This is a genomic window from Micromonospora sp. BQ11, from assembly GCF_052068135.1.
Taxonomy (GTDB): Bacteria; Actinomycetota; Actinomycetes; order Mycobacteriales; family Micromonosporaceae; genus Micromonospora.
The window spans coordinates 32,943-52,268 of sequence record NZ_JBQHDB010000017.1 but is presented as its reverse complement, the minus strand read 5'-3'; the positions used below and the strand labels follow the sequence as shown (position 1 = coordinate 52,268).

16 protein-coding genes are annotated in these 19,326 nt (G+C 73.9%); 8 read left to right on the top strand and 8 right to left on the bottom strand.

The window, feature by feature from the left end:
- Positions 1-140: 140 nt before the first annotated feature.
- Entirely contained in the window at positions 141-1,181 is a 1,041-nt protein-coding gene (locus ACTMSW_RS27650) for an App1 family protein (RefSeq protein WP_441183638.1), read from the bottom strand.
- A 145-nt stretch (positions 1,182-1,326) separates the two neighbouring features.
- Here ACTMSW_RS27650 and ACTMSW_RS27645 point away from each other — a divergent pair, with 145 nt between their 5' ends.
- The 4 genes from ACTMSW_RS27645 to ACTMSW_RS27630 all read left to right on the top strand — a co-directional run bounded on the left by ACTMSW_RS27645 (position 1,327) and on the right by ACTMSW_RS27630 (position 5,591).
- Positions 1,327-2,946: an ArnT family glycosyltransferase gene (locus ACTMSW_RS27645; protein ID WP_441183637.1), complete on the top strand. Its 1,620-nt coding sequence runs from the start codon at positions 1,327-1,329 to the stop codon at positions 2,944-2,946.
- A gap of 58 nt (positions 2,947-3,004) precedes the next feature.
- Positions 3,005-3,802, top strand: coding sequence for a peroxide stress protein YaaA (yaaA, locus tag ACTMSW_RS27640; protein ID WP_441183636.1), 798 nt, complete (start codon positions 3,005-3,007; stop codon positions 3,800-3,802).
- Positions 3,803-3,902: 100 nt separating this feature from the next.
- Complete coding sequence (locus ACTMSW_RS27635) at positions 3,903-4,574, top strand: hypothetical protein (RefSeq protein ID WP_441183634.1); 672 nt, start codon at positions 3,903-3,905, stop codon at positions 4,572-4,574.
- 96 nt (positions 4,575-4,670) lie between these two features.
- Entirely contained in the window at positions 4,671-5,591 is a 921-nt protein-coding gene (locus ACTMSW_RS27630) for a TAXI family TRAP transporter solute-binding subunit (RefSeq protein ID WP_441183749.1), read from the top strand.
- A 57-nt stretch (positions 5,592-5,648) separates the two neighbouring features.
- On the opposite strand, the gene ACTMSW_RS27625 is transcribed toward ACTMSW_RS27630, so the two are convergent.
- Entirely contained in the window at positions 5,649-7,106 is a 1,458-nt protein-coding gene (locus ACTMSW_RS27625; protein ID WP_441183633.1) for a sensor histidine kinase, read from the bottom strand.
- Positions 7,107-7,113: 7 nt separating this feature from the next.
- A complete protein-coding gene (locus ACTMSW_RS27620) occupies positions 7,114-7,770 on the bottom strand; it encodes a response regulator transcription factor (RefSeq protein ID WP_441183632.1) in 657 nt (218 codons plus the stop codon).
- A gap of 89 nt (positions 7,771-7,859) precedes the next feature.
- Here ACTMSW_RS27620 and ACTMSW_RS27615 point away from each other — a divergent pair, with 89 nt between their 5' ends.
- From ACTMSW_RS27615 to ACTMSW_RS27605, 3 genes are all read left to right on the top strand, one after another.
- Positions 7,860-8,198: a DUF952 domain-containing protein gene (locus tag ACTMSW_RS27615; protein ID WP_441183630.1), complete on the top strand. Its 339-nt coding sequence runs from the start codon at positions 7,860-7,862 to the stop codon at positions 8,196-8,198.
- Between the two features lie 85 nt (positions 8,199-8,283).
- A complete protein-coding gene (locus ACTMSW_RS27610; protein WP_441183629.1) occupies positions 8,284-9,546 on the top strand; it encodes a hypothetical protein in 1,263 nt (420 codons plus the stop codon).
- A 175-nt stretch (positions 9,547-9,721) separates the two neighbouring features.
- A complete protein-coding gene (locus tag ACTMSW_RS27605; protein WP_441183628.1) occupies positions 9,722-10,270 on the top strand; it encodes an acyltransferase in 549 nt (182 codons plus the stop codon).
- A 65-nt stretch (positions 10,271-10,335) separates the two neighbouring features.
- Here the strand turns inward: ACTMSW_RS27605 and ACTMSW_RS27600 are convergent, their stop codons facing one another.
- The 5 genes from ACTMSW_RS27600 to ACTMSW_RS27580 form a co-directional block, all read right to left on the bottom strand.
- A complete protein-coding gene (locus ACTMSW_RS27600) occupies positions 10,336-11,619 on the bottom strand; it encodes a nucleotide sugar dehydrogenase (protein WP_441183627.1) in 1,284 nt (427 codons plus the stop codon).
- A 5-nt stretch (positions 11,620-11,624) separates the two neighbouring features.
- The gene (locus ACTMSW_RS27595) at positions 11,625-13,181 is read right to left on the bottom strand and encodes a glycosyltransferase family 2 protein (protein WP_441183626.1); all 1,557 of its coding nucleotides are present in this window, start codon (positions 13,179-13,181) and stop codon (positions 11,625-11,627) included.
- Positions 13,178-14,806, bottom strand: a complete 1,629-nt coding sequence (locus tag ACTMSW_RS27590; RefSeq protein ID WP_441183625.1) for a glycosyltransferase family 4 protein — start codon at positions 14,804-14,806, stop codon at positions 13,178-13,180. Before ACTMSW_RS27590 ends, ACTMSW_RS27595 begins: the two co-directional genes overlap by 4 nt.
- A 166-nt stretch (positions 14,807-14,972) precedes the next feature.
- The gene (locus tag ACTMSW_RS27585; protein WP_441183623.1) at positions 14,973-16,436 is read right to left on the bottom strand and encodes a glycosyltransferase family 39 protein; all 1,464 of its coding nucleotides are present in this window, start codon (positions 16,434-16,436) and stop codon (positions 14,973-14,975) included.
- Positions 16,437-16,539: 103 nt separating this feature from the next.
- Positions 16,540-18,003, bottom strand: a complete 1,464-nt coding sequence (locus ACTMSW_RS27580) for a hypothetical protein (protein WP_441183622.1) — start codon at positions 18,001-18,003, stop codon at positions 16,540-16,542.
- Positions 18,004-18,214: 211 nt separating this feature from the next.
- Here ACTMSW_RS27580 and wecB point away from each other — a divergent pair, with 211 nt between their 5' ends.
- A complete protein-coding gene (gene wecB / locus ACTMSW_RS27575; RefSeq protein ID WP_441183621.1) occupies positions 18,215-19,303 on the top strand; it encodes a non-hydrolyzing UDP-N-acetylglucosamine 2-epimerase in 1,089 nt (362 codons plus the stop codon).
- The last annotated feature ends 23 nt before the right edge of the window (positions 19,304-19,326 follow it).

The following is a 19,326-nucleotide window of genomic DNA, read 5'->3' as shown; positions in this document are numbered from 1 at the left end:
TCCACTCGATGTCATTGACATCGGGGTTAAAACCGCACCTGGACACCCCGATGTCAATGACATCGAGTCGATCTTGCCCGGAACTCAGGCGCTTCGGTCGCGAGGCCGCGTAGACAGCCGCGCGGGCCGGTCGGCGGCGCTCAGACCAGGCCGGCGTCGCGCAGCAGCTTCCACAGCCCCGCGCCGTCGGGCGCGGAGAGCCACTTCTGCCCCACCGGACCGGCCGACGAGCTGCCGGCCGGGGCCGGCAGGCTACCGGCGAGGACGGCCTGGGTGGGCGAGAGCCGCCGGATCGCCACCCCGGCGACGTTCTCCGGGTGGGCGGCGGCGAACTCCCGGTAGATCTCCGGGTCGTGCTGCCCGTCGTCGCCGACCAGCAGCCACTTGACCTCCGGGAACTCCTTGGCCAGCCGGGCCAGGGTGATCCGCTTGTGTTCCTTGCCGCTGCGGAACCAGCGGTCCTGGGTCGGGCCCCAGTCGGTCAGCAGCAGCGGCCCGGCCGGGTAGAGGTGCCGGGACAGGAAGCGGGTGAGCGTGGGGGCGACGTTCCACGCGCCGGTGGAGAGGTAGAACACCGGGGCGCCGGGGTGGGCGGTGACCAGCCGCTCGTACAGCACCGCCATGCCGGGCACCGCGTTGCGGGCGTGCTCGTCGAGGACGAACGTGTTCCATGCGGCGAGCAGCGGGCGGGGCAGCGCGGTGACCATCACCGTGTCGTCGATGTCGGAGAGGATGCCGAAGCGCACCTCGGGGTCGAGGATGCGGACGGGCGCCTCGACCGGCTCGGCGTCCGGCACGGTGATCCGCACCGAACCCCAGCCGGGCGGCAGGTCGGCCTCGACGGTCACGTCGACGAAGCCACTGCGGTCCGCCTGCGTCTCGTGCGTCACCCCGCCGGCCTCGATGGTCACCATGACGTGCTTGGCGGGCAGGGTGGTGAAGCTGCGCCAGCCCCGGACCTTCTCCAGCCGGCCCTGCTGGCGGGTGTCCGGCCGTCCCAGCAGCACCCGGCACATCACGCGTACCCAGCCGGGCGCGCCGTAGCCGGTGTAGGCGATGACGTTCGTCCGCCACCCGGTCCGCCGCAGCCGGCGCGAGACGAGGTGGTGCACGGCGTCCTCGATCCGCGCGGCCCGGTGCAGGTTGGGGATGGCCAGCTGGCCAGCGGGAGTGGGTGGCACGCTGCAACCCTGCCACACGTCGGCCGCCTCGGCCACGCGAGGCGATCGCCGGCGGCGCCACCGGCACCCCCGTCGCAGCGAACCGGCCCGGTCCCTCACGACCACGTGAAACACTCCGGTCGGGACGACGACGGGGGCCTTGGTCGTGTCGCGATCTGATGAACGCGCCGGGCGGTGGCGTCCCCGGCTCGACCGGCCGGCGCTCGTGGCGCTGCTGCTGGGGCTCGCCGGGGTCGGGTACCGGCTGGTCCTGACCCTTGCCACGGTGCCGCCGTCGAACAGCGACGAGGCGACCTTCGGACTCATCGCGGTGCACATCGCCCAGGGACGCGAGTTCCCGGTCTTCCTCTACGGGCAGCGCTACATGGGAGTCCTCGAGTCGTACCTGGCCGCGCCCGGAATCGCGATCGCCGGGCCGAGCTGGCCGGTGCTGCGGCTGCCACTGCTGGCGTTGTACGCGCTGTTCCTCTGGCTGGTCCACCGGCTGACCCGGCGGATCGGCTCGCCGTGGTTCGCCACGTTCGTCGTCGGTCTGCTCGCGCTCGGATCCGAACGGGTGGTTCGGGACCAGCTCACCGTGGTCGGTGGGCGGCCCGAGGTGAAGGTGGCGGTCCTGGCGATGCTCCTGGTGGCGGTGGGGCTCGCCCAGGGAACGGTCCACCGCCGCCGGTTGGCCGTCGGGGCGTTCGGCCTGCTGGCCGGACTGGCCGTCTGGTCGGACTGGCTGATCCTGCCGTACCTGGCCGTGGCCGGTCTGGTGCTGCTCTGGGTGGCGCGGCGGGAACTGCTGGGCTGGGCGGGTCTGCTGCTGGTGGCCGGGTTCGCCGTCGGTGTCGCTCCGATGATCCGCGGCAACCTGGTCGCCCCGCCCGGGGAGGACTCGCTGTCGGTGTTCCGGGAGATCAGCACCCCGGCCGGGCCCGTGCCGGCGTGGCCGGAGCGGGTGCGCGGCGCGCTGCTGGAGGGGGTGCCGCTGGCCCACAACCTCTGCCCGATCGACGGGTGCGCCCCCTGGGCGCGGTGGTTCGGCCTGCTCTACCCCGTGCTGCTGGTGATCGCCGCGGTGGTGGCGCTGGTCGCGTACGCCCGGACGGCCGGTCCGGGACGGGCCCGGCGGGTCGCCCCGGTCGTGCACCTAGCCCTGGTCGTCGGCGCGGCGGCGACCCTGCTGTCGTACGCGCGCAGCCCCTCGGCCGCCACCGACCCGCTGGGCAACGCGCGCTACCTGTCGCTGCTCCAGCTCTCCCTGCCGGCGGTCCTGTGGCCGGTGTGGCTGGTCGCCGTGGCCTGCTGGCGGGGCACGGTCGGCGTGCTCGGCCGGCTGGCCGGCGCGGTCGCCACCGCCGGGTTGGCCGCTCTGGCGGCCGCCACGCTGGTGGTCACCGTGCTGTTCGCCATCACCGGCACACAGGCCGGCCGGGCCGAGGAGCGGGGAGCCCGGGAGCTGGCCGACGCGGTCCGCGACGGCGGGCCCCGGGAGGTGTACGGGGACTACTGGACCTGCAACCGGTTGATCTTCAACACCGGCGAGGACGTGGTGTGCGGCGTCCTCGACGACGGGCTCACGCCCGGGCAGAACCGCTACTCGGCGTACTGGCGGCAGGTGGCGCGGGCCCCCCGGCCGGGCTACGTGGTGGAGGCCGGCTCGGCGCTGGAGCGGAAGCTACGGCGGCTGCTCGGCGACCGGGCCGACGCGGCGCTGGTCGTCGAGGTCGGCGGATATCGCGTGTACCACCCGGAGCAGCCGGTCCGGCCGTGGCGGTAGGGCCGGGCCGTACGCTGGCCGCAGCCGGCGCGTGCCGGGCCGACCGAGGAGTCCACCGATGCTCATCCTGCTGCCGCCCTCCGAGGGCAAGGCCGACGCCGGCACCGGCCGGCGGGTGGACCTCGCCCGGCTCTCGTCGCCGGAGCTGACGTCGGCCCGGGAGGAGGTGCTGGCGGCGCTGGTCGCGCTCGGCACCTCGGGGGACGAGCAGGCGGCGCTGGCCGCGCTCGGGCTCAGCCCCGGCCAGCGGGCGGAGCTGCGGCGCAACGCCCGGCTGCGGGAGGCGGCGACCGCACCGGCGGAGCGGCTCTACACCGGCGTTTTGTACGAGGCGCTCGACCTCGGCTCGCTGCCCGCCCCCGCGCTGCGGGCCGCCCGGCGGTCGGTGCTGATCAGCTCCGGCCTCTGGGGCGCGGTACGCCTCACCGACCGGATCCCCCCGTACCGGTGCCCGGTCGGCGCCAAACTGCCGGGGGTGGGTGCGCTGTCGACGTGGTGGCGGACGGCGCTGGCCCCCGCGATGACCGCCGCGGCGGGTACCGGGCCGGTGCTGGACCTGCGCTCCGGCGCGTACGCGGCCACCTGGACGCCGCGCGGCGCGACGGCCGCCCGCACGGTGACCGTGCGGGTGCTGCACGAGCGTGACGTCGACGGTGCACCCGTCCGATCGGTGGTGAGCCACTTCAACAAGGCCACCAAGGGCCGGCTGGTCCGTGACCTGCTGCTCGCCGGCGCCCGTCCGCGCACCGCCGACGCTCTGGTGGGCGCCCTGCGGGACCTCAAGTACCAGGTCGAGGAGCAGCCGACGCCGGCCGGCCGGCCACGTCAGGTCGACGTGGTCGTGTCCGAGCTGTAGGCCGCACCCGCAAGATTTCCTCAAGGCTCGCCCGGATCGGTTCTCTCGGCGCGCCGCAGCCGCCACGGTAGGGGGACACGACGCCGACGAGGAGCCCGAGGTGTCCCCCGAACTGATCCTGCTCGACCGGTCCCGGCCGCCGGTGACCCCGCCGCCCCTGGACTGGCTGACCCTGGCCGACGCGTTCGAGGCGGCCTGCCTGCTGCGCTGCATGACACCGCCGGCCGGGTCGAACTCCCGGCGGCCCGCTCCGGTGCACCCACCGATGACGGTGGAGTTCAACCGGGAGGAGGCGGCGCAGCGGATGCGGCAGCTGCTGGACCGGCTGGGCGTACCCGTCCGCCACGAGATGGCCGTGGGCGGGCTGCGTCGCCGCTACGAACTGCACCGGATCTCCGTGCCGGCCGCGCACCGCACCACGTACACGCAGGTGGTGGAGGCCGGGTGGCGGCAGGGCCGCCGCGAGCTGCTGGGCGGACCGGTGCCCGGGGCGTCGACCGCGCGTCGGGTGTGGCGGCCCCGGCTCGCCGCGGCGGCGTGGCGTGCCGCGCTGCTGGGCGGCGGCCGGCACGTCCGGCGGCACATCCTCGGCGTCCGGCTCACCGACCGGGAGCTCGCCGCCGTGCTGGTGCGGGGCGCGGCCCTGCTGGACGTGCCGGCGCTGCTACGGCCCGGCACCGGCTGCTTCGTGGTGAGCGTGGCGCAGGGCCGGGACCGGGAGCAGATCCTGGAGGCCACCGCCCTCGCACCGGCACCGGCTCAACCGGCATGATCGCCACCTGAGGGTTGCGCCGGGCCGCCCGGTCGGCGCACAGTGCAGCGCGTGAGCCGTACCTGGTCCGCCCGCTCCCGGCCGCCGTCCGCTCCGATGGCATTGCTGGCGCTGCTGTTGGTCGCGGTCCTGCCCGGTGCCGCCGGCTGCCGCGAGGGGGGCGAGGAGCCGGTGCGGATCCGGATCGCCACCGGCAGCCCCACCGCTGTCTACCACGCCTTCGGGCGGTCCCTGGCCGCGATCCTCAACCGGGAGCTGCCGAACGTCGAAGCCAGCGTCGTGGTCACCGCCGCGTCGGCGGAGAACGTCCGGCTGGTCGGCTCGGGCGCCGCCGAACTCGGGTTCACGCAGGCCGACGTGCTCCCGCCGGCCGGCGCGACGGACCCGGCGGTCGTGGCGGTGGCCCGGGTCTACGACGACCTGCTGCACCTGGTCACCGCGGCGGGCGGCCCGGTGCGGAGCCTGGCCGACCTGCGGGGACGACGGGTGTCGGTGGGCGCGTCCGGCTCCGGTACCTCGATCACCGCCTCCCGGCTGCTGGACGCGGCTCGGCTCGGCGGCGCCGACGACGTACGCCGGCAGCACCTCGGGCTGGACGACTCGGTCGCCGCCCTCCGGGCCGGCCGGGTCGACGCCTTCTTCTTCTCCGGGGGCCTGCCGGTACGGGCCGTCGAGGAGCTGGCCCGGGACCTTCCCGTCCGGATGGTCGACCTCGGTGACTGGACCGAGCCGCTGCGCGCGCGCAACCCGGAGGTGTACGTGTCCCGGGACATTCCCCGCTCGGTGTACGGGGTGGACCCGGTCACCACGGTGGCGAACCCGAACTTCCTCGTCGTCCGCGCCGATCTGCCCGAGGCGCTGATCCGGGAGGTGACCCGGCTGCTCATGGAACGGCGGACGGAACTGGCCGCCGCGCACCCGGCGGCGGGACGGATGAGTCCCCGGTCGGCCATCGTGACCGCGCCGCTGCCCCTGCACCCCGGCGCCGCCGCCTGGTACCGCGCCGCGAAACCGTGAAAGGAAGGGCCCCCGCTTAACGCCTGGCGTAGAGGAAGGGCCCCTTCTTAACGCCGCTCAACCCGCCTCCGCCCCCGAGGGGGCGGAGGCGGGTTGAGCGGCGGGCGCGGAAGCGGCAGGCGCGGCTGCGGGAGCCGGGACGGACGGAGCGGGTGCGGGGAACCAGACGCCCGCCACCAGGCCGCGGGGCGCGTTGGGGCGCATGGTGAGCCGGCCGCCGGAGGCGTCGACCAGCACCGCGACGATCGTCAGCCCGAGGCCGGCGCCGTCGACGTTCTGCACCTCCGGCGCTCGCCAGAACCGCTCCGTCGCCTGCCCGAGCTGACTCGCCGTCATGCCGGGGCCCGTGTCGCGTACCTCCAGGGTGGTCCCGCCGTCGTCGGGCCGCACCTCGACGGTCACCTCTCCCCCGGCGCCGCTGAACTTCACCGCGTTGTCGATCAGCGCGTCCAGCGCCTGGTCGATCGCGGTGGGCACCGTCCGCGCGTACGCCGGGGAGTCGACCGTGGTAAGGCGCAGCGTGACCGACCGGTGCCGGGCGAGCGGCTGCCACGCCGCGACCCGGCTGGCGGCGACGGCGGCCGCGTCGACGGTGACCCGCTGGTTCTCGCGGCGTTCGGCGCGTGCCAGGGTGAGCAGGGCGTCCAGTACGAGGGCCAGCCGGTCGGTCTCCTCCAGCGCCAACCGGTGTTCGGCGCGGCCGTCCGGGTCGGTGAGGCTCGGCCCCAGCTCCTCCACCCGCAGCCGCAACGCGGTCAGCGGGTTGCGCAGCTGGTGGCTGGCGTGCGCGACGAAGGCCCGCTGCCGGTCCATCACGTCCGACACGGCGTCGGCCATGTGGTTGAAGCTCGCCGCCAGGCGGCGCAGCTCCGGCGGGCCCAGCCGGTGCTGCACGCGGGCGCTCCGGTGGCCCTCGGCGATCTCGTGGGTGACCGCGTCCAGCTCGGTGACCGGGCGCAGCGCCCAGCCGGCCAGACCGAACGCGGTGAGCACGCAGGCCAGCACGGCGAGCAGACCCATCCCGGTCAGCAGCAGCCACCAGGCCGTGACGGTACGCCGGACCGGGCCGGCCGGGGTGGCGGTGACCACCGCGCCCAGCACCTCGCCGCCGTCGTTGATCGGCACCGCCACCACGATCGGGCCGTCCACCCACGGCCAGACCGACTCCGGCCCGCTGGCCTGCTGACCGGACAGCGCCACGTCCAGCGCCTCCCGGGTGCCGGGGGCGGTCCGCCAGCTCGCCGAGGCGACCACGGTGCGGCGGTCCCGGTCCACCACCGCCGCGCCGATGCCGTACAGCTCGTCGTAGCTGCCCAGTTCGTTGTCGAGCGGTCCCGGGGTGCCGCCGCGCAGCGCCGGCCCGGCGAGCGACGCGAACCGTGTCGCGTCGGCGAGCCGGTCCGCGCGCACCCGGTCGGTCTCCCGACTGGCCAGCGTCGCCGCCAGCGGGGTCTCCAGGGCCATCAGGACGAGCACCATCAGCAGCAGGTAGCTGATCACCAGGCGACGTCGCACCGGGACCTCACTCGCCGCGCAGCCGGTAGCCGACCCCGCGGACGGTCTCCACCAGGCGCGGGTCGCCGAGCTTGCCGCGCAGGGAGCCGACGTGCACCTCGACGGTGTGCCGGTCGGCCCAGGTGGTGCCCCAGGCGTCGAGCAGGATCCGGTCGCGGGGCACCGCCACCCCGGGCTGCCGGGCCAGCGAGAGCAGGATGTCGAACTCCTTGCGGGTCAGCGGCACGGCACGGCCGTCGACGGTCACCGCGCGGGCGGACACGTCGATGCGTACGGGGCCGGCCTCGATCACGTGCCGCTCCGGCACGGTGTGCGCCGCGCGGCGCAGGACCGCCTCGATCCGTGCCTGCAACTCGACCATCGAGAACGGCTTCACCACGTAGTCGTCCGCGCCGAGGCGCAGGCCGAGCACGCGGTCCCGTTCCTCGCCCCGGGCGGTCACCGCGATGATGCCGAGCTGGGTGCTGCGTCGGCGCAGCTCCCGGCACACGTCGGTGCCGTCGCCGTCGGGCAGGGTCAGGTCGAGCAGCACCAGGTCGCACGGTGCGGCCGACAGGGCGGCCGCCACGGTGGCGGCGTGTTCCACCTCGTACCCGCGTCGGGTCAGGGCGGAGGACAGGGCCGCGGCGACCCGACGGTCGTCCTCGACGAGCAGGATGCGCACCCGGTGCCCTCCGTTCCTCGCCAGCCGACCTGGGAATGGTGGCAGATGTCCGCCCACGGCGGGAGGGCCGGCCTGGCTATCCTGCCGGAATGATCTACAAGCTGCTGGCCACGACCGAGTGGGACGACGCGCTGGCCGCCGGGCACCTCACCGGCACCGCGATGGACCACCAGGACGGCTTCATCCACCTGTCCGGCCCGGACCAGGTGGTCGAGACGGCCCGACGAGTCTTCACCGGCGTGACCGGGCTGACGTTGCTGACGGTCGACGAGGACCGGCTGGGTCCGGCGCTGCGCTGGGAACCCTCCCGCCACGACCAGCTCTTCCCGCACCTGTACGGCCCGCTGCCGGTGTCGGCCGTCGTCGACGCGCGGGCGTTGCCGGCCGACGTGCCCGCCGCCGACGCCGTCGCGGCGCTGCTGGCCTGACCCCGCACGATCGCCGCGCCCAGCCGGTCCGCCCCGCCCTGCGGCCGATGCCGGCGATTCCGCGGGTCGGGTAAGGTCACGCCTCGTGTCCGCTGACCCCACCGTCCCGACGAAGCCCCTCGCCGACACGGCCTCCGGCGCCGCCGCCCGCGTGCGTGACCGGACAGTCGGCCGGTCGTCGTCCCCCTCCGCGACGACGGCTGACGGGCCGCCCCCGTCGGATGGCGGCACGCGCCGGCGGTTGTCGGCCGTGGCCCCGGCGCTGGTCACCTACGTCCTGTTGCGACTGGTCGGGCTGATCGTTCTGTGGATCTTCGCGCACCGGGCGGGGGCGGACTTCTGGTCGCTGCTGCACAGCCGCTACGACTCCCTCTGGTACGCGCAGATCGCCGAGCAGGGATACGACCAGAGCCTGGACAACGTCGGCCCGGACGGTAAGCCACGGTTGCCGAACCTGCCGTTCTTCCCGCTCTACCCCGGCCTCACGGCGGGGGTCGCCGCCGTCACCCCGTTCTCCATCCCGGTCTCCGCCCTGGTCGTGTCGTGGGTCGCCGGTCTCGCCGCCGCGTGGGGCATCTACGCCGTGGGCGTCCAGCTCGCCTCCCGGCGCGTCGCCCTGCTGCTGGTGGCGCTCTGGGCGGTGCTGCCCCACGCGGTGGTGCAGAACATGGCCTACACCGAGACCCTGTTCACCGCCCTGGTCGCGTGGACCCTGTACGCGCTGCTGCGCCGGAGATGGCTCACGGCCGGGGTGCTCTGCCTGATCGCGGGCTTCAGCCGCCCGACGGCGAGCGCGCTGATCGCCGCGGTCGGCCTCGCCGCGCTCGTGGCGGTGGTACGCCGCCAGGACGGCTGGCGACCGTGGGCCGCGGGGCTGCTCGCCCCCCTGGGCTACCTGGGCTACCTGGCGTGGATCGGCCAGCGGCTGGGACGCGCCGACGCCTACTTCCACATGCAGAGCACCACCTGGAAGATCGGCTTCGACGGCGGCGTGGATACTTTCGCCACGTTCCGACAGGTGCTGACCAAGGCAGTGCCGTTGTCCTACTACACGGCGACGCTGCTGATGGCCCTCGCCGTCCTGCTGGTCGTGCTGCTCGCGCTCGACCGCTACCCGCTGCCCGTGGTGGTCTACTCCCTGGCGTTCCTCGTCCTGACCGTTGGCACCGAGGAGTACTACTGGGCGAAGGGGCGCTACCTGGTGCCCGCCTTCGCGCTGCTGCTGCCGGTGGCCGTCGCGCTAGGCAGGGCGCGATTGCGTACCCGGATCCTCGTCCTCGGGCTGCTGGCCCTGATCTCTGCCTGGTACGGCACCTACCTCAGCCTGATCTGGACATACTCGCCGTAGCCGCCGCCAGCGCTGCGGGCCGGGCGGCTGGTTATGCTACGCCGGGTCCCGCCGCCCGGATCGTGCCGACGCCGGATGGCGCCGGCACCACGTCCCGCTGGCCGCGGCCCGCGGCTTCCGGACAGGCCCCCACTCGGCGCGACGGCGCGCCCCGAGACGATGCGAGCAGACAGACATGACTGACAGCAACGACCGCCCCTCCGTCTTCGTCCACCCGAGCGCGGACGTGGAGTCCGGCGCCCAGGTCGGGGACGGCACGAAGGTCTGGCACCTGGCCCACATCCGGTCCACCGCCCGGGTGGGTGCGGGCTGCGTCATCGGGCGCAACGTCTACGTCGACGCCGGGGTGACCGTCGGTGATCTCGTCAAGATCCAGAACAACGTCTCCGTGTACCAGGGCGTGACCATCGAGGACGAGGTCTTCGTCGGCCCGTGCGCGGTCTTCACCAACGACTTCCGGCCCCGGGCGCAGAACCCGGACTGGACCATCACCCCCACGCTGGTCCGCCGCGGCGCGTCCATCGGCGCCAACGCCACCCTGATCTGCGGGATCGAGGTGGGCGAGTACGCGATGATCGCCGCCGGCTCGGTGGTGACGAAGGACGTGCAGCCGTACCAGCTGGTCGCCGGCAACCCGGCCCGCCCGAAGGGCTGGGTGGACGCCAAGGGCGAGGTCATCTCCCGCGACGTGGAGAACCGACCGGCCGGCCTCGACCAGGGCTGAGCCCACCGACGCGAGACGGGTCCCGACCTGGAGAAGGTCGGGACCCGTCGTGCGTACGGCGGGGGTCAGCCGCCGATGACCACCCGGCGGGCGTCCGCCCAGCGCGCCGGGTCGGTGACCCGACGGCCGTCGACCAGCACCCGCACGCTCGGCAGGTCGGCGGCGGACAGCGCACGGTACTCGGCGTGGTCGGCCTGGATCACGGCCGCGGTGACCGGCTGCCCGTCGTACGGCGGCAGGCCGTGCGCGGTCAGCTCCTCGGCGGTGTACATCGGGTCGGACACGTACGGCTTGGCGCCCCGCGCCCGCAGCGCCTCCACCGTCGGGAAGACGCCGGAGAACGCCGTCTCCTTGACCCCGCCCCGGTACGCGGCGCCGAGCACCAGCACCTCGACGTCGGTCAGGTCGCCGTACGCGGCGGCGAGCAGGTCGACGGCGTACTGCGGCATCGCGGCGTTGGCCTCGCGGGCGGAGCGGACCACGGTGGCGTCCGGGTCGTTCCACAGGTACATCCGCGGGTAGATCGGGATGCAGTGGCCGCCGACGGCGATGCCGGGCGAGTGGATGTGGCTGTACGGCTGGCTGTTGCAGGCCTCGATGACCTTCAGCACGTCGATGCCGACGGTGTCGGCGAAGCGCGCGAACTGGTTGGCCAGGCCGATGTTGACGTCGCGGTAGGTGGTCTCGGCGAGCTTCGCCATCTCGGAGGCCTCGGCGGAGCCGAGGTCCCACACGCCGTTCGGCCGGGCCAGGTCGGACCGCTCGTCGAAGTCGAGCACCGCCCGGTAGAACTCCACGCCGTGCGCGGCGGAGGCCTCGTCGACGCCGCCCACCAGCTTCGGGTAGCGGCGCAGGTCGGCGAAGACCCGCCCGGTGAGCACCCGCTCCGGGCTGAAGACCAGGTGGAAGTCCTTGCCGGCGGTGAGGCCGGAGCCTTCGGAGAGCATCGGCGCCCACCGGTTGCGGGTGGTGCCGACCGGCAGGGTGGTCTCGTAGCTGACCAGGGTGCCCGGCTTGAGCCCTCGGGCGATGGCCCGGGTGGCGTCGTCCATCCAGCCGAAGTCCGGCACGCCCTCGGCGTCCACGAACAGCGGCACGACCACCACGACCGCCTCGGAGTCGGCGACCGCGGCGGCGGTGTCGGTGGTGGCCGACAGCAGGCCGGCGGCGACGGCCTCCTTGAGCTTCACGTCCAGGTCGGTCTCGCCGGGGAACGGCACCGCGCCGTCGTTGACGAGGCTGACGACCCGCTCGGAGACGTCGGCACCGATGACGCGGTGCCCCTTCGACGCGAACTGCACGGCGAGCGGCAGACCGATCTTCCCGAGGGCGACGACGCAGATGTTCATGACTACTACTTTCCTCCTAGTGGAAGCCGGCCCCGCAGGCGGGCCACGAGCCGGCGCGGCGTCACGGGTGCCACGGCGATGACGAGCTGACCCTTGTGGTTGGTGGTGGTGGTGAGGACGTGCAGGCGGGCGCCCCGGCGCACCACGGTCCGTTGCGGCACGGGCCGCCGCGCCCCGCGCAGCGCCGCCACGCCGGTGGCGCCGAACGCCTCGACCCGGGCCTGGACGGTACGCAGCTCGCCACCGGGCGCGGTGTCCGCCACCAGAGGGTCCAACGGTAGGCGGGCCCGGACGGTCGTGCCCGTGGCGTCGGCGACCACCGAGACCGTGGTGCCCACCACGTCTCCGGCGGCCAGGGCCACCGCATCGGTGAGCTCCGCCAGGTCGGGGCGGGGGCTGCGGGCGGTCACCAGCAGCGCGCGGTTGCCCTCGAAGGCCGCCGACACGGTGTCCAGCCGGGCGACCCAGTCGGCGGCGCCGGCGGTGACGTCGTACCAGGCGTCGGGAATGCCGAGCTGCGGGTCGCGGAACCCGGGGTAGCCGGCGTACCAGCGGTCGCCGTCCACCACCGCCGGTGGGATGCCCAGCTCCGCGTCCTGGCGGATCACCGCGAGCAGGTGGTCGACGTCGCCGTAGCGGGCGGCGGCCAGCCGGATCCGCGCCTCCACCGGAAGCTGGTCGCGGATGCGGTCGGTCAGGTACGCCTCGGCCAGTGCGCGTACGCCCGCGGCGACGTCGGACTGGACGTCCCGTTCCAGGCCCAGGAAGTCGTTCTCCAGGAGCTTGGCGATCTCCCAGGTGAAGTGCCGCAGCAGCACGGCGTCACGCCGGGGACCGGCCTCGATCAGGCCGGCGACGAAGGCGACGATCTCCTCCGCGCAGCGCAGCCGTTCCCGGTGCCGGCTCTTGTAGGTGATGTTGCGGGCGTTGAGCCGGCGCACCGCGTAGTAGTAGTCGTAGTCGGCGAGCACCGAGATCCGCCGGGCGCGTACGCAGGCCTCGATGGTGAACGGCTGGTCGCTGCCGACCGGCATGTCCTCGGGGTAGCGCAGCCCGTACTTCTCGATCAGCTCGCGCCGGAACAGCTTGGTGTTCGACAGCGACCAGGGCAGCGCCGAGTCGAACAGGTCGACCTCGGCCGCGTTCTCCGCGTAGATCGCCTGGTGGATGTAGCGGCTGTTGACCCCGACGAGTTTGCCGAGGACCACGTCGGAGTCCCACCGGTCGGCGGCGGCGACCAGTCGCTCCAGCGCCTGTGGGCCGAGGTAGTCGTCGGAGCCGATGAAGAAGACGTACCGGCCGGTGGCGTGTTCCAGCGCCCGGTTGCTCGGCCCGGCCGGGCCCCCCGAGTTCGCCTGGTGCAGCACCTTCACCGTGCCCGGGTACATCCGGGCGAACCGGTCCAGCTCCCGGCCGCTGCCGTCGGTCGAGCCGTCGTCGACCGCGACGATCTCCAGCCGGTCCCGACCGATCGTCTGTTCCACCAGCGACGTCAGGCACCGCGTCAGGTACGGCATGGTGTTGTAGACGGCGGTGACGACGGTGACGTCGGGAACACTCACGTGCCGACCCCGATGGCCGGTCGTGGTTCGCCCGGCCCGCCCGACACCGCCGTCGGCCCACCGGCGGAGGTGGCGGCCGGCGCGTCCGGCAGCAGCCGCCGGTAGACCTGGTCGAGCACCTCGGCCTGAGCCTCCCAGGTCCAGCTGCGCAGCAGGCCGGGCCGGTCGTACGCGGCCCGGTAGCGCGCCGGGTCGGCGAGCACCGCCCGCACCGCGCGGAGGTAGTCGTCGACGTCCTCGGCCCGGAACACCTCACCCTGACCGGTGTCCCGCACGGTGCCGGCCATCGTCTTCACGTCGCTGACCACCAGCGGCAGCCGCGCGTGCGAGTACTCGAAGAACTTGGTGATGAGCGCGATCTCGTGGTTGGGCCAGTGGTGGATCGGGATCACCCCGGCGTCGGCCGCGGCGAGGAACGGCACCACCTGCCAGTGCGCCACGTACGGCAGCGCGTGCACCCGGTCGGCGACGCCGAGCTTCCGGGCCCGGGCGAGCACGCCCGAGACGTAGGGGCCCTCCGGCTTGTTCACCACGAGCGCCACGTGCACCCCGGGCAGCTGCGGCAACGCGTCGACCATGACGTCCAGGCCGCGCTGCCGCGCCGCCGCCCCGCTGTAGACCAGCAGCGGCACGTCCGGGCCGATCCCGCAGAGGGCGCGCAGGTCCGGGGCGGGGGCGTCCGGGTCGAGATCCTCGGTGAGCGCCGCCGGAGCGTTGAGCACCACGTCGGGCATGGTGGTCAGGTGGTGCTCCCGTCGCAACAGCTCGGCGAGGCCGTCGGAGACGGTCATCACCGCGTCGGCGTACGGGGCGTACTCCCGCTCGTGGGCGCGGTGCGCGGGCAGCCAGCGCGCGTTGTCCTGCCAGGGCTTCAGCCCGGGCAGGAACTCGTGGGCGTCCCAGACCACCTTGATCTCGCGCCCCTCGGCGGCGGCGCGGATCTTGGCGCGGGCGGCGACGCCGAGCATCCGGAAGTCGTTGGCGTGGATCAGGTCGGGGCGCAGCTCGTCGACGACCGGCCCGTAGGCCAGCTCGTAGTCCCACAGCCCCGGCTCCAGCCGGCGCCACGCGCCGTCGCCCTTGACGGTCTGCCAGAAGCGCGTGTACGCCCGGTCCCACGGATTGCGGAACCGGCGGCGGGTGCGGGCCTGGGTGAGCATCCAGTACCGCCCGGACACCCATGTCCTGGTCAGCTTCGCGGCGACCTGCTCGGCCCGGAGCAGGCGCTTGCGCAGCCCCAGTCGGGGGGTTCCCGGGCCGGCGGCGGCCAACTGCGCGGCTCGTACCATGAGGTCGGCCTGCCAGGCCTTGACGGTCTGCTGGCGGTGGGCGGCGATCCCGTTGGGCGGGTACGCCAGGGGCCAGCGCAGCCAGGCCCGGCGGAACTCGTGGCGGCGCCGGGCCAGCGGCGCGGGCATTGCCAGCAGCCGCACCTCGGCGGCGCCCAGTCGCCACGACTGCGCGACCCCGCCGGGCGAGCGGCCCAGCAGGACGACGTCCCAACCGGCGTCGGCGGCCGACCGGGCGGTCTTCTGCACCCGGGAGTCGCCGTGCACACCGTTGTCGACCAGCATGACAACCCGGCCGCGAGCGCCGGGGTGCGCAGCAGCCTCGTCGAATGCCATCTGCCCGTCTCCGCCTCTCTGCGGACTCCGATACACCTGGGGATGGCACGTAGCGGACCGGCGCACGCCGGAAGCCTCGCCACGAGCCTCCGCGAGTCTACGGTAGGCCACCGGACGCCGACCCCGGCCTCGTCGCCGGCCCTCCCGACGCAGGTCAGGGCCGACCTCAGAAGAAGTTGTGGTAGAAGCCCTGGATCAGGACGGCCTGACCGACCGACAGCAGAACCAGGACGGCGACCACGGCGCCCCGGGCCCACGGCCGCCGGAAGCCGGCGGTCCACCGGTCGACCACGAGGCCCGCCGTGGCGGCGACGAGCGGGTAGAGGAACGCCCACGTCCGCTCGACCTCCCCGGGTCGCAGCTTGGTCAGCTCCGACGGCAGCGCCGCCCACAGGACCATGAAGAGGACGAGCACGGTGATGAGCACCGGCCGGCGGGCCCCGGGCACCTTCCGGAACAGGCCCACGACACCGAGCGCGGCCAGTGGCAGGCCCGCGTACATCAGCCAGGCCGCCGGGCTCCCCACCATCCAGTACGTCGTCGAGTAGCCCGAGACCCGGGGCGAGACCAGGTACGAGGCGAAGACGTTGAGACCGAGCACCAACCAGGCCAGCGCCAGGACGGCGACGCCACCGCCGGCGGCAGCGGCCAGCAACCGCCCGCCGGTGCGCCACCCACACTGCACAAGCACCGCCACCACGGCGGCGATGACGACGAAGGAAGTGGCGAACGTCATCAGGGTGCCCACGCCCAGCACGGCGCCGCCGGCGGCGGCGATCGGCGCCGACCGACGGTGCACGGCGAGCACGAACAGCCCCACGCTCAGGGCCATCGGGACCGCGAAGACCGTGTCCAGGTTGCTGTACGCGAGCATCAGCGGCCCCGGGGAGGCGGCGAACAGCACCGCGCCGATCCGGCCGGCCCGCTCGCCGCCCAGCGTACGGCCGATCAGCCAGGTGGCGACCGCTGCGGTGAAGGCGATGAGGGCGATGGTGACGGCGATCCACAGCTTCTGCGCGGAGCCGAAGATCTTGAACAGCAGGAACAGGAAGACGAAGACCCCGGCGGGGTGGGTGCGCGAGTTGTACGAGTGGAACCGCTCGCTGAGCTCGGGGTGCCGCTCGACGAAGCCGCGCAGCCTGTACTCGTAGACGAAGTGCAGGTCGGACGTGTAATAGGGAGCGTTCCGGTGGGTGGAGATCCCCCGGGTCAGGTCCTCGGGGTCGCCCCGCACCAGGGCGACCGCGGTGGCGGTCGCCAGTCCGGCCAGCACCACCAGCAGCAGCGCGGCGGCGGCGGGCAGGCGACGCCACGAGCTGACCATCCAGCCGAGGCCGGCGAGCAGCACGCCCGCCGGGATCACCCAGAGCGCCAGGGCGTCCCAGAGCGGGATGAACACGCCGTAGATCGGCCGCCGCGCGAAGTAGCCCCAGCCGAGCGGGGCGAGCGTCTGGCTCCACCACCAGAAACCCCAGAGAGCAGCCCCGACGGCCACCATCGCCAGCCACGGCCACCAGCGCCAGCGCGGCGCGGGGGCGGCCTGCGCGACGGGACGGTCCGCGACCGCGGCACCCGTGCCACCGCCCCCTGTCGCGCCGCCGGGCGCGTCGCGGTCGCTCGGTTCACCCATGTCCTCAACCCCACGTTCTACCCGCTGATGGCGACGCCGCTGCGCCACCGGTCGTTCCGGATGACGACTGTAGGGGATCGGGGCGGGCCGTAGGGGACGTCGATCAATCCCCGTCGATGGGCGGTGAGGGCCGCGGCCCCGGCGCGTCTCCCTGACCGGCGCGAGCGCGCCGCTCGAGCGCCGCGTCCAGCGCCGCGAGCAGCAGGACGAGAAGACCGATCCGGAGGTAGAGCGACTCCTGGATGCCGAACCGCGCGAACTCACCGGCCGACAGCATCAGACCGGCCAGGGTGCTGACCAGGCTGCCCACCACGGCCACCGCACCCGCCACCAGCAGAACCCGCCGTCGGCGCACCGCACCCGTGGCCCAGCCGGCGAGCGCGGCGAGCAGGGCGGTGGCGGCGACCAGCGGCAGGACGAGCCGCTCGGGAGGGAAGTACGCCGCCTGCACACCCGCCGGCAGGAGCGCGGCAGGGCGACCGTAGGTGCCCAGGCTGCGGCCGCCCAGCGCGACGGTGAACTTCTCCTCCATCGTGCGGGCGAAGTGCCGAGGGTCCGCCACGGCGTACCGGTAGCCCACCGTCATCTTGTTCTCGTCCGCCCACGCCCTCAGGTCCGGGCAGGCCCGGTACGCGTGCCCCACCCGCCGGACGTTCCACGACGTGCTGTTGGTCACCTTCTCCAGCGGGCGGCACACCGGCATGCCGAGTTCCTCGTGGTAGACCTCCCGCATCCGTCGGTCGTCCATCACGTCGATCATCAGCCGGTAGAGGAAGGTCTCCTCGGTCTGCGAGTGGCCCGAGGCGCTCCACCTGGCGAAGGTCCGGTCGGTGGGGCCGGCGATCGCCGCGGTCCAGGCCAGTCCGACGCCGAGCACGAGCACCACGGCCACCGCCGCGTGGCGGTGCGGCCGGCTGCGCCAGGCCAGCACGACCACCGCGATCAGGACGAGACCGACGAAGAGCAGCATGTCCTGCCGGGTGAAGATCCACCAGAAAGCCGTTGCCGCCATGGCGGCGGCGGCGACCCGCGACCGGGTGCGCCACCAGATCCCTCCCAGACCGACGGTGAGCAGCCCCAGGTTGATCGAGAGCGACTCGGAGATCATGGTGTGGTCCCACACGTAGGCCGGTGGCGTCAGTGCCAGCCCGAACAGGGCCACCGCGGCCAGTACCCGGGCGACCGGGCTACGCAGCGTGATCCAGAGCGCGACGACCAGGGCGGTCCACCCGAGCACGCCGACGAGGGCCTGGAGCAACGCCCGGCCCTCGTCCGCCCCGACCAGCGAGTAGAGCAGCGGCGCACCCCACAGACGGGGCGCCTGGCCGGTGAAGGACAGCGTCGCCGTGGGATCCGGCCCGTCCGTCAGGCCCAGATAGGAGCGGGAGTCGAAGGTACGGAAGGGCTCCACCCGGAGCGCCAGGCTCGACCGCGCGACGACGTACGCGACGATCAGACCGACCAGGACGAGGTCCAGCCGGCGGGCTACCGGTGACCACGTGCGGGGCCCGACGGAGGGGGATTCCCGTGCACCTGGTTCGGTGACGACCGGGGGTTCAGCGACCACGGCAACCCTCGTACGTGATGAGGACGGGTCACACCGTCCGGTGGATGTCGCGGCGATGTTAGCCTAGGCCGCCGTCGGCGCGGCGAGGCGGACAACTCGCCCGTTCCGCCGCAGAATCGGACCGGTCGTCGATGGCAGCCGGGCGACCGGTGAGCTGGGGGTGTGGCGCGCAGGCGCCGACCGCGGACAAGGTATCGGAGGAACGTCGCAGATGAGGGTCGTCAGCATCGTCGGGGCTCGACCGCAGCTGGTCAAACTCGCACCGATCGCGGCGGCGTTCGCCGCCACCGAGCACGAGCACGTCATCGTGCACACCGGCCAGCACTACGATGCCGACCTCTCCGACGTCTTCTTCTCCGGCCTCGGCATCCCGGACCCGGACGTCCACCTCGGTATCGGCTCCGGCAGCCACGGCGTGCAGACCGGCCGGACGCTGGCCGCGATGGACCCGGTGCTGGAGGAGCACCGGCCGGACTGGGTGCTCGTCTACGGGGACACCAACTCCACCCTCGCCGGCGCGCTGTCCGCCGTGAAGCAGCACCTGCCGGTCGCGCACCTCGAGGCGGGGCTGCGCTCGTTCAACCGGCGGATGCCGGAGGAGCACAACCGCGTGCTCACCGACCACTGCGCCGATCTGCTGCTCGCGCCCACCGGGGAAGCGATGCGACACCTCGCCGCCGAGGGGCTGGCCAACCGGTCGGTGCTGGTCGGCGACGTGATGGTCGACGTCTGCCTGCGGGTCCGGGACGCCGTGCTGACCGGCCGCAATCCCCGGCCGGAACTGCCCGAGGGCATCGACCCCGACGGGCCGTACCTGCTGGCGACACTCCACCGGGCCGAGAACACCGACGACCCGCAGCGGCTGGCCTCGCTGGTGGCCGCGCTGGCCGACCTGCCGGTGCCGGTCGCCCTGCTGGCCCATCCCCGGCTGCTCGCCCGCGCCAACGAGCAGGGGCTGAAGCTGGCTGGCGGATCGCTGCACGTCGGCCGCCCGCTGCCGTACGGCGCGCTGGTCGCGGCCGTCCTCGGTTCGGCCGGCGTGATCACCGATTCCGGCGGGTTGCAGAAGGAGGCGTACCTGCTGGACCGGCCGTGCACCACGCTGCGGCCGGAGACCGAGTGGGTGGAGACCCTGCACGACGGCTGGAACGTGCTCGCGCCGAACCCGGTCGCGCTGGGCCAGGCCGACTGGGTCGCCACCGCGACCCGGCCCGCGCCGGCCGCCCCGCGCCACGAGCCGTTCGGCGACGGGCGGGCCGCCGAGCAGGTCGTCCGGGTCCTCGCCGAGCGGGCCCGCTAGACCGGTACGAGAACGGGGGTGGC